This window comes from Gordonia sp. 852002-51296_SCH5728562-b (assembly GCF_001665475.1).
Lineage (GTDB): Bacteria > Actinomycetota > Actinomycetes > Mycobacteriales > Mycobacteriaceae > Gordonia > Gordonia sputi.
The window spans coordinates 20,601-30,876 of sequence record NZ_LZMI01000100.1 but is presented as its reverse complement, the minus strand read 5'-3'; the positions used below and the strand labels follow the sequence as shown (position 1 = coordinate 30,876).

The 10,276-nt window shown below is 65.3% G+C and carries 11 protein-coding genes; 3 read left to right on the top strand and 8 right to left on the bottom strand.

Going from position 1 to position 10,276, the window contains the following annotated elements; all coding sequences use genetic code 11:
• Positions 1–80: 80 nt before the first annotated feature.
• Positions 81–1,016 (bottom strand): BadF/BadG/BcrA/BcrD ATPase family protein, encoded by a 936-nt coding sequence (locus A5766_RS17475; RefSeq protein WP_064861358.1) that lies wholly within the window; start codon positions 1,014–1,016, stop codon positions 81–83.
• Between the two features lie 27 nt (positions 1,017–1,043).
• Positions 1,044–1,547: a hypothetical protein gene (locus tag A5766_RS17470; protein ID WP_082933494.1), complete on the bottom strand. Its 504-nt coding sequence runs from the start codon at positions 1,545–1,547 to the stop codon at positions 1,044–1,046.
• A gap of 113 nt (positions 1,548–1,660) precedes the next feature.
• Here A5766_RS17470 and A5766_RS17465 point away from each other — a divergent pair, with 113 nt between their 5' ends.
• Positions 1,661–2,155: a nitroreductase family deazaflavin-dependent oxidoreductase gene (locus tag A5766_RS17465; protein ID WP_064861356.1), complete on the top strand. Its 495-nt coding sequence runs from the start codon at positions 1,661–1,663 to the stop codon at positions 2,153–2,155.
• A 15-nt stretch (positions 2,156–2,170) separates the two neighbouring features.
• Here the strand turns inward: A5766_RS17465 and A5766_RS17460 are convergent, their stop codons facing one another.
• Both A5766_RS17460 and A5766_RS17455 read right to left on the bottom strand, forming a co-directional pair.
• On the bottom strand, positions 2,171–3,013 hold the full coding sequence (locus A5766_RS17460; protein WP_064861355.1) for a crotonase/enoyl-CoA hydratase family protein: 843 nt from the start codon (positions 3,011–3,013) through the stop codon (positions 2,171–2,173).
• A 10-nt stretch (positions 3,014–3,023) separates the two neighbouring features.
• Entirely contained in the window at positions 3,024–4,130 is a 1,107-nt protein-coding gene (locus A5766_RS17455) for an NAD(P)H-dependent amine dehydrogenase family protein (RefSeq protein WP_064861354.1), read from the bottom strand.
• Positions 4,131–4,283: 153 nt separating this feature from the next.
• Between A5766_RS17455 and A5766_RS17450 the strand changes: the two genes are divergently transcribed.
• Positions 4,284–5,018, top strand: coding sequence for a glucose 1-dehydrogenase (locus A5766_RS17450; protein ID WP_005206781.1), 735 nt, complete (start codon positions 4,284–4,286; stop codon positions 5,016–5,018).
• Between the two features lie 10 nt (positions 5,019–5,028).
• Here the strand turns inward: A5766_RS17450 and A5766_RS17445 are convergent, their stop codons facing one another.
• The 4 genes from A5766_RS17445 to A5766_RS17430 form a co-directional block, all read right to left on the bottom strand.
• On the bottom strand, positions 5,029–5,997 hold the full coding sequence (locus tag A5766_RS17445) for a bile acid:sodium symporter (RefSeq protein ID WP_064861353.1): 969 nt from the start codon (positions 5,995–5,997) through the stop codon (positions 5,029–5,031).
• 61 nt (positions 5,998–6,058) lie between these two features.
• Positions 6,059–6,691, bottom strand: coding sequence for a uracil phosphoribosyltransferase (upp, locus tag A5766_RS17440; RefSeq protein ID WP_049700665.1), 633 nt, complete (start codon positions 6,689–6,691; stop codon positions 6,059–6,061).
• Positions 6,692–6,717: 26 nt separating this feature from the next.
• Complete coding sequence (locus A5766_RS17435; protein ID WP_064861352.1) at positions 6,718–7,947, bottom strand: URC4/urg3 family protein; 1,230 nt, start codon at positions 7,945–7,947, stop codon at positions 6,718–6,720.
• Complete coding sequence (locus tag A5766_RS17430; protein ID WP_064905687.1) at positions 7,944–9,227, bottom strand: GTP cyclohydrolase II; 1,284 nt, start codon at positions 9,225–9,227, stop codon at positions 7,944–7,946. Before A5766_RS17430 ends, A5766_RS17435 begins: the two co-directional genes overlap by 4 nt.
• A gap of 418 nt (positions 9,228–9,645) precedes the next feature.
• Between A5766_RS17430 and A5766_RS17425 the strand changes: the two genes are divergently transcribed.
• Entirely contained in the window at positions 9,646–10,194 is a 549-nt protein-coding gene (locus tag A5766_RS17425) for an FBP domain-containing protein (protein WP_005206776.1), read from the top strand.
• The last annotated feature ends 82 nt before the right edge of the window (positions 10,195–10,276 follow it).

The following is a 10,276-nucleotide window of genomic DNA, read 5'->3' as shown; positions in this document are numbered from 1 at the left end:
CCCCCCCCCCCCCCCCCCCCCCCCCCCCCCCCCCCCCCCCCGCCCCCCCCCCCCCCCCCCCCCCCCCCCCCCCCGCCTTGTCAGCCTGCTCGGTAGATCTCGATGTCGAGTGGGTGCCCCGGCGGAGTATCGGCGACTCTTTCGACGCCGTCGAGCGACGTGCCCAGCGGCGCTTGGACGACGGCTCCCCGTGCGCGCGTGCTGATCTCGTCGCTGAGGAATGTTCGAAGCATGTCGTTGCGGGTGAGCACCGCCCCCATCCAGCTCACGCGGGCGGCATCGCCTTCGTGCCATCCGGAACGACGCAGTGCCGCTATCACCGACGTTGCCAGCTCTGCGGCTGCGTCGCGGAGAATGTCCACTGCGATGCCGTCGCCGCCGTCGGCTTCCCGGCCGACGATCCGGGCGAACCCCGCGATCGACGCGACGTGGTCAGGCGCGGCCTGCATTCGCATGTACAACTCGGGGAGCGGACCGAACTCGTCGACGGCCGCTCGTTCCAGCGAGGTAGTGCCGCTGCGCCCGTCGAACGAACGCAGCGCGGCGTCGAGTCCGGCGCGGCCGATCCAGTAGGCGCTGCCCGCGTCACCGAGAAGGTGACCCCACCCGTCGATCCGCGCCGTACCGAGCTCACCGACACCCAGTGTCACCACTCCGGTTCCGACCGCCGTGACGACTCCGTGGTCGAACCAGTTGGCGCCGAGATACGCCGACACCGAATCATGAACCAGGAACACCGAGTCGACGCCGAGATCGGCCGTGAGTGCCAGCAATCCCTCGGGGCGTGACTGATCGGGGGTCAGCCCGGACACTCCCGCGGTGAGGGTCGTCGCGCAAATCGGCATGTCGGCGAGCGCACGGCGTGCGATCTCGGCGACCTGCTCGACGACCGGTCGCGACGTGAAGATCGGACCGTCGTCGTGGTCGGTCGTCGTACCGTCGACGGCGATACGCACGCGTGCGCCGCTTTGTCCGCCATCAATGCTGACGCGACGCTTTCCCGGTCCGGTTGTCATGGCACCTCCCGGTCCGAAACTACCCGCTCACGCGGCGCGTTCGATGGGGATCGGGATGGTCTCGAGGGCAACGTCGTTGGCGCGGTGGATCGGAAGAATGGGCACGCCGAAGCGTTGTGCAGCACTCGCGAGGAGCCGGCACCAGCCGAGATCGCGTGCGGTGATTCCGTCCGAACCGGGGCGCGTGAGCAAGAACGCGAGCGACAGATGCCCGTCGTCGTCGGTCACCGTGCGGAGCTGGGTCACCAATGTGTCGATGAGATGCGCGTCGGGCACGGTCGGCAGTGTCATGCGTGGCAGTGCCCCGGGGACCAGGCGATCATGGTCGATGAATCCGATCCAGAGGCAAGGTTCGCTGAAACCGAGCGGACCCATGAGGGCGCGCCAGCGTTGGCGCAACGCCTCGGTGCTGTCGAATGGCAGCTTCGCGGTCTTGATATCGGGAATCGGCTCGCTGTCTGGGATCGGTCCGCTGTCGGGTGCGCCGAAGGGATCGTCGGAGTTGGGGGCAGAAATGTTGTCGTGGTTCATGCGTGTCATCGTGGTCTCGATCGGGCGAGACGGTCAGATCCGCTTCCACAGCTGTGTACATCGATCTTGACAGGGCGTGAAGCGATGAACCGACCACATGGAACACTGGCCGCATGGGCCTGTTGACTCCGCTGGCGATCAAGATCGGTTCCATCCCCTGGATGCCGAAGTATCTTCCACAGATTGTGAAGTGCGACAAGGCGATTGCGGCGGTGACGCGCCAGCGCTATGGCCTACTCGATATCGCGGGCCTCCCGCACATCACGGTGATTGTGCGCGGACGCCGCAGCGGCGTCGAGCGTGCCACGGCGCTGCTCGCAGCACCCACCGATACCGGCTGGTTCATTGCGGGTTCGTATTTCGGTGGACCCGATATGCCGCAGTGGGTCTACAACCTGCGTGCCACGGACACGGTCAAGGTGCGTCACGAGGGGCTGACATCGGTGGCGTCGGTGCGCGAACTCGACGGCGACGAGCGCGTCCAGGCCTGGCAGATACTGCGTGCGACCTGGCCGAACTTCGACCTCTACGAAAAGCGCACAGACAGAAGGATTCCGGTCTTCTCGCTCGTCACAGACAAACGAGAAGACCGGACCACGAATCAGTGATGGTGTGGCGTGACGTCAGGAGCCGGTGAACTTCGGGTCGCGCTTCTCGAAGACCGCAGTGATCGCCTCGGTGAGGTCGTTGCTAGGCAGGAACGCCGCGTTCCAGACGGCCACGTACCGGAGGTTGTCGGCGACTGCGGCTGAACGGGTGTGATCGAGAACGGCTTTGACGCCCTTGACGACGAGCGGAGGATTGGCGGCGATCTGCTTGGCCGTCGTTCGTGCGAGAGCGAGGGACTCCTCGGGGGTCTCTGTGACCTCGTTGATGAGCCCTATCGTGGCGGCCCTTTGCGCGTCGATGTCCTTACCGGTGAGAGCAAGCTCGCGCAGGTGACCGTCGCCGATGATCGCGGGGAGCCGGGCGAGGCTACCCATGTCGGCGACCATGCCGACTCGCACCTCGCGGACGCTGAACTTGGCATCGGCACTCGCATAGCGGATGTCGGCTGCGGTGATCAGGTCGACTCCGCCACCGATGCACCAACCGCTGACGGACGCGACGACGGGAGTACGAGAGTCGGCAACGGCGTTGATCGCACGCTGCATGTCGATGATTGTGTTATGGAAGTCGGTGCGTGGCTTGGCTTTTGCATTGTCGGCCAACGCGGGGCCGAGTGCTCCGGACATCGCGGGAAGGTCGAGTCCGTAGGAGAAATTCTTGCCCGACCCGGTGACGATGATCGCGCGAACCTCGTCGTCGGCGTCGAGCGCTTCGATGATGTCGGGAAGTTCACGCCAGAAGTCGGGTCCCATCGCATTGCCCTTGCCGGGGCCGGTGAGACGCACTTCGGCGACCTGGTCGGCCACATCGACCTCGAAGGCCTTCCATTCACGGTCACTGACGGTCTGCTCGCTCATGGGGGTCAACTTACCGGAGGCCAACCTCCCCGGTCGGGGCGCCTGCACCGGCGAACACACCGTTGCCGGTCACCAGCGGGAGGTCGAGGGTGGTGCGGATACCTGCGGGTGCGTCGTGGACGGCCGGGATCGCGTTCACGATGCGTCCCATGGCGGCCACGATGGCGGCGTGGTTGTGATCGCCCTTCGCGCTCGTCGGCATGATGTCGACGCGGTACGACGGTTCGCCGACGATCTCGACCCGATAGCATCCACCTGGTTGCGAAGGCCTCGCCCAGTCGGGTCGGAGATCGTCGCGCAGTCGCGTGACGTGTTCGATCACGACGGCTTCGCGCTCGCCGGACATGCCGATGATCTCGAAACGCACCGCTGCCCGGGTGCCCTTCTCGACGACTCCCGCTGCGATCTCGAATTCCTCTGGCGCGGGCTCGCTTTCGTGATGCTCGATGACCTTGTCGATGGTGATGCCGAGCCCGGCGGCGAGGATCCGCATCGTCGTGCCCCACGCGAGTCCGAGGATTCCGGGGAGGAAGAGCATGGGCGTCTCGTCGAGTGGTTTGCCGAAGCCCATCACGTCGAACATCACCTCGGCGCCGTCGTAGGTCGCGTAGTCGGCGATCTCCATGCATCGGATCTGCTCGATCCGCTGACAGGTTCCTGCGAAGACGAACGGGATGAGGTCGTTGGCGAATCCGGGGTCGACGCCGGTGATGAATACGCTCGCGTTGTTGTCGTGCGCGGTCTTCTCGAGCTTGGCGATCGCCTTGTCGGGCATGACGCCCCAGGGATACTGCAGTCCGCCCGGTGCCGAACCGACGACGTCGATACCCGCGGACACGATCATGAGGATGTCGTTGAACGCGTCGATCGGGCGCGTGTCACCCATGGCGCAGTAGACGACGACATCAGGTGAGCGTCCGACGATCGCGCCGAGATCGTCGACGGCGAGGACGCCCGTGGCGCTGTCACTTCCGGCCAGGATTCCCGCGTCGACGCCGACCTTGTCGGGATTGTTCACGCAGACACCGACGAGTTCGAAACGGTCGTCGTCGATGAGTTGGGTCAGTGCGAGCCTCCCCGCGTTCCCGGTGCCGACGAGGGCCACGCTGATCGACATGTGCCGAAGCCTCCTTGCTGCGGTGAACAGCTGTCAGGGGTGAACACGAGTGAACATCTGTCCGGACTCGTGTCCATATCAGTAGAACACGGAACGACGCAGATGGGTAGAACGTGTTCTCATTTGGCCTCCGACCAGGTACCGTGTGTCGCCATGGGACGTGTGGACGGCAAGGTTGCGATCATTACCGGTGGTGCCCGCGGGATGGGTGCAGAGCATGCGAGGGCACTCGTCGCCGAGGGTGGAAAGGTCGTGATCGGCGACATTCTCGACGACGAGGGCAAAGCGCTCGCCGCTGCGATCGGAGACTCCGCGCGCTACGTGCACCTCGACGTCACGTCGCCGGAGGATTGGCAGGCCGCAGTGGCAGCCGCGATCGACGACTTCGGCAAAGTCAACGTTCTGGTGAACAACGCGGGCATCGTCAACGGGTCGACGGTTCAGAAGTTCCGCCTCGACAAGTGGAAACAGATCATCGACGTCAACCTGACGGGAACGTTCCTCGGAATCCAGTCGGTGGCCGACCCGATGATCGCTGCCGGCGGCGGATCCATCATCAACGTGTCGTCCGTGGAAGGTCTGCGTGGAAGTCCGTGGGCACATGGATACGTCGCGTCGAAGTGGGGTGTGCGCGGCCTGGCGAAGTCGGCCGCTCTCGAACTTGCGCCGCACAACGTGCGGGTCAACTCGATCCACCCCGGTCTCATCAGGACTCCGATGACGGAGGGTCTGCCCGAGGACATGGTCAAGGTGCCTCTCGGCCGTGCGGCCGACTCCAGCGAGGTGTCGACCTTCGTGGTCTTCCTCGCCAGCGACGAGTCGTCGTATGCGACCGGCGCTGAATTCGTCATGGACGGCGGGCTGTCCGCCGACGTGCCGCACAAATAGCGGGGTCTGGTCAGCGGTCGCGAATCATCCGCGGGATGAGCTGCACGAACACCACCATCCCAATCAGTTCGACGGCCGTCTGGGCCACCACCGCGGTTGCCGCGAGGTCGGCTCCTTCGTCCAGCGACAGGGCAAGGGGCAAGACCACCAACGAGTTTCGTGTCGCCCCGGAGAAGGAGACGGCACGCGTCGATCCGGTGTCGAGACCGAGGAGTCGGCCCACAGCCCACCCGATCAACGGCATCAGCACCAGGAACACGACGTAGATCCACAGCGCGCCGGCCACCGTCGAGAGATCTGATCCGAGGCGCGCCACCTGCGACGCAGCCACCAGCGCCAGAACCAGCGCCATCATCGGCACCATGGCGACGTCGAGTCGACGGATCAGCGATTCGCGCGGTGCACTGTTGCGTGTCCACAACTGAACCCCCCAGGCGCACACCAGCGGAATGACGATCAGGAAGACGAACGCCGACACAAACGGCGCAGGGTCGATTGTGCCGAGGGAGGCGCCGCCCCCGAGGAGCGCGAGATAGGCCGGCAGCAAAAGGAATTGGGCGATCAGCAACAGTGGGGTCGCTGCAAGCAGTCGGTCGCTGCGGGCCCCGGCGAGTCCGCTGAACACGATCACGTAGTCGACGCACGGACAGAGCAAGACGATCAACATCCCGAGGCGAACGGGATCGGACTCCGGCATCACCAGGGTCAACAGCGCCACCACCACGGGCACGGCCACGAAGTTGACGATGAGTACCGCACTCAGAAAACGCCAGTCACGCCACACCGTCGCCAACCCGGATACGGGGACCTGCAGGAAGGTCAAGAACAACAGTGCTGCCAGCGCCGGCGTCACCAGATACTCTGCGGCACTGCCGATCTCCGGCACCGCCGCCCCGACAAGGCCACCGAGAGCGAACGCGCACAGGTACACGGCGACCTGATGGCGTTCGAGCGACGCGCCTATCGCGGAAGCCTGCATGTGGCTATTGTCCCCAACGCAGGGCGCCGCGCGGTGGGCACCCTGCGGCGAGTGGGTGTGCCTACTGCGTTCCGAAGATCCGGTCGCCTGCGTCGCCGAGGCCGGGAAGGATGTACCCGTCGTCGTTGAGTTCGCGGTCCACCGCGGCCGTGTAGACGGGGACGTCGGGGTGTGCGTCGTGGAGCGCGGCGAGTCCTTCGGGACAGGTGAGGAGGCAGACGAATCGGATCGAGCGCGGCTGATATTCCTTCAGCCGGTCGACCGCCGCGACCGCAGAGTGGCCTGTCGCCAGGAGTGGGTCGACGATGACGACGTCACGTTCGGCGAGTTCCTTGGGCATCTTGAAGTAGTACTCGACAGCGATGTGCGTCTTCGGATCTCGATACAGCCCGATGTGACCGATGCGTGCGCCCGGCACCACGCTCAACATGCCGTCCGCGATCGACGTCCCGGCGCGCAGGATCGACGCGAAGACGAGCTTCTTGCCGTCGATCACTCGTCCCGTCGTCACCTCCATCGGTGTCTCGACCTTGATCTCGTGCATCGGGATGTCGGCGAGGACGTCGTAGGCCATCAGAGTCGAGATCTCGTCGAGGAGGCGTCGGAAGTCGTTGGTAGAGGTCTCTTTCTGACGCATCAACGTCAGTTTGTGTTCGACCAGCGGGTGATCGATGACGTGAACCGTGCCGCCCATGTGTGCTCTTCTCGTTCTTCGGACGGTCAGAAGACCGTGCCGTCGCTGATGATGGTCAGGGGTGGAAGTCCTTGTCGCCGTTGCGCGGCGGCCTCACGACCCGCAGCCCATGTGCCGCCTTCGAGGATGCACGCGAGGGGAGTGGCGGCAGCGTCGAGTCCGAGTTCGGTGCAGACCAGTGGCGCCAATTCGTCGAGCAGCGCCACGGTAAGCGCGCGCCACTCGACGATGAACTCGTCGTCGACCTGCCATTCGCGTGTCGACCAGTCGGCTGGAATGGGAACGAGGACTCCGGTGTCGAGAAGCAGGCCGCCGTTGCGGTATTCGGGCAGCGCGGTCAGGTACTCCAGTCCGGTGACGGGGATTCCCTCGTCGCCGAAGGGTTCGAGCAACGAGTACGTCAGCCACTGCGACAGCTTGTGGAACGGCATCCATCCGGCGGTGACGCCGTCGCCACCGACGTCGCTGTGCCGCCAGCAGTCTCCGAGTGGCCGATCGTCGATCCGATTGGCAGAGGGCCAGATCGGCGCGAAGTAGGTGAGCAGTAGTGCGAGGATGTCAGCTGCGCGAACACCATCGGTGCCACCGATCAGTACATTCCCCAGTCCGCCGGGGCGGCCGTCCTCGCCGAAGACACCCGGCGTCGCCTCCAGCACGTCGGCGAGTTCGTGGAGCAGCCCGAGCCGGCCCTCGACGCCGACAAGCGGATTGTCGGCAGTCACCTGGAATGCCTGCGCGAGTTGGTCAGCGGTCAGTGCTCGCAGACCTGCTGCGTCGACGCGCAGTGCATCCTCGTCGGTGCTGGAGAACAGACCATCGGTGAACGCGTGGAAACTGGCGACGCCGAGTCCCTCTGAGCGGGTGAGGCGGATGTCGGTGCCAGGCTCGTCGAAGTGCCACCGCGGACCTGCGCCCGCGTCGAGCAACACACTCACGACGGCGAGGTCGATACGCGTGCTGATCCGTTCAGCCACAGTTGACGCACTCATCCGCTGCGCCAGCCCGGCGACCCTGTGGACTCCCGCGGCCTCGAAGTGGCGCCATCGGCTGTGGAACGGGACGTCGAGGTCGGGGTAGCGTGCCCGTGTGACGTCCGCAACCAGGCTGACCGTCGTTCCGATGGCATCGTCGTCGACGGTGAACCAGTGCGATTGGCCCTCGCGTGCGCGGGTGAGAAGTGTTGTCGCCCGGTCGCGGATGGTGTCGGTGCTGTGCAGGGTCGCGAGGGGATCGACGACCGTGTCCGTCGCCCTCATGTGGTCAGACCCCGCCCTTTCGCCTTACGCAGTTCGTCGGCATCCGGGATCACGCCGCTCGTGAAGTAACCTGCTGCTGTCTTCGCGTCGATCTCCACGCGTGCGTCGTCGGGAATCAGGTAGTCGGGCAGGTCGACGCGTTCTCCGACGGTGATCCCGGATCCGGTGATCGCGTCGTACTTCATATTGCTCATCGAGACCAGTCTGTCGATCTTGGAGATTCCGAACCAGTGCAAGACGTCGGGCATCAGCTCCTGGAAGCGCATGTCCTGCACTCCCGCAACGCATTCCGTGCGTGCGAAGTACTGGTCGGCGGTGTCGCCGCCCACCTGTCGTTTGCGTGCGTTGTAGACGAGGAACTTCGTCACCTCGCCCAATGCGCGACCCTCCTTGCGCGAGTACGCGACCAGGCCGACGCCGCCGCGTTGTGCTCCGAGGATGCACTCCTCGATCGCGTGCGTGAGGTAGGGGCGGCAGGTGCAGATGTCGGAGCCGAACACATCCGACCCGTTGCATTCGTCGTGAACGCGGGCCGTGAGCTCGACGGTCGGATCGGCGAGGTCGCGCGGGTTGCCGAAGATGTACACGGTCTGCCCGCCGATGGGCGGTAGGAAGACGTCGAGGTCGGACCGTGTGACCAACTCGGGGTACATGCCACCGGTCTCTTCGAACAGAACGCGACGCAATTCCGTTTCGCTACAACCGAATCGCTTGGCGACCCCGGGCAGGTACCACACCGGTTCGACGGCGGCTTTGGTCACAAGTGCGGCGCCGTTGGGCAGCAAGGTCTCGTTGTCGGGTACCAAGCGCCCCTTGGCGATCGCCTCGGCGATCTCGGGGAGGATGACGTGAGCCTTCGTGATGGCGATGGTGGGGCGGACGTCGAACCCGGCGGCGAGGTGATCGGGAAACGAGTCAGCGATCGTCGCGCCCCAGGGGTCGATGCTGACGATGGCCTCGGGGTCGCTCCACTGTGGGTAGGGGCCGACCACGTCGGTGGGCGAGGTGTTGGTGAGGTCGGCGCGGTGTTCGCGCGAGAGTGCACCGCTTGCGACAGCCAGCGCCCGATACACGCTGTACGAGCCCGAATGAGTGCCGACGACGTTGCGATGTCCGCGCGTCGTGGTGGTGGCGATGACGGGGCCACGCTCTGCCGCGGTCGACGCTCCCCAGGTGATCGACGGAGCGTCGACTCCACCGCTATGCGACGTCAGTCTGATGTGGCCGGGCAGACGCTGCCCGGATGTCGGTCTGGCCTGTGCGCCGGAGTCGGTTGACACGGTGCGCTCCTTCCGCGGGTGGCCCCGGCGTCGCGGTCGGAGCCACCGTGAGGTCGCTTCGGCGCGTCGGGAAACCGCCAGCATAGCCACAACCAGGGGCTCGCGCCGGGCGAGCGATGACCCGTTGGTTGGCTAATCACGTTGACGGCGACACGAGGTCGACGGCAGACTCGAGCACGTGTCTGCACCATCTGTCCGCCTCGTGCGGCGTGAGGGGGTTGTCGGCGTGCATGCCGACAACAGATAGCCGTCTGCGCTGAGTGCGCGCTCGCCGTATTCGGTGAGCGCGCGATCGTTCGTACGCCGGTCTGGCTGTCCTCATTGCTTCGTGCCGTCTCCAGGGGTTCCAGACTCCAAGGTTCCAGTGTCTTCAAGGGCCCAGGGACGGCACGCCACTCACGAAACAGGTGAATTCACCATGCGACAACTCTCCGAAAAACAACTGCGCGCGTCCCTCGTCAATGCCTCGGTACGGGAACGCAAGGAACTCCATCTGCCCGCCGAGTTCGACACGCTCGACTGGGATCAGCTCGAATACCTCGGTTGGCGCGACCCCAAGACGCCGACCATCGGCTACCTGGTCGTCGATCTCGCCAACGTCTCCGATGTGACTGGCGCTTCCGATGTGTCTGACACCGAAACCGCGGACGGTCTCGTCGGCCTGCGCCTGCGGGCGGGCGTGGTGCCGCCACGCACACGCGTGTTGTGTGCACTGTGTGAAGACGTCTCGATCCCGAACGAAGTCTTGCTGTTCACTGCGCGGCGCGTGGGCAAGGCCGGTCGACGCGGCGACACGATCGGCACACTGATTTGCTCGCACTTCGAGTGTTCACGCAACGTCCACCGGCTGCCGTCCTCGGCGATGGCCGGTCAGGATCGGGAAGCGGTGAGACTCAACAGGATCGACAATCTACGCGACCGAGTTCGACGCTTCGTCGTACGTGCCGGAGCCGACGAGATCGCCTGACGCACGAGCCCGCTGACAACGACCACGGGGCCGGGATCGGAGAAGGTTTCTCTGATCCCGGCCCCGCGCCGTCGGGTCGGTT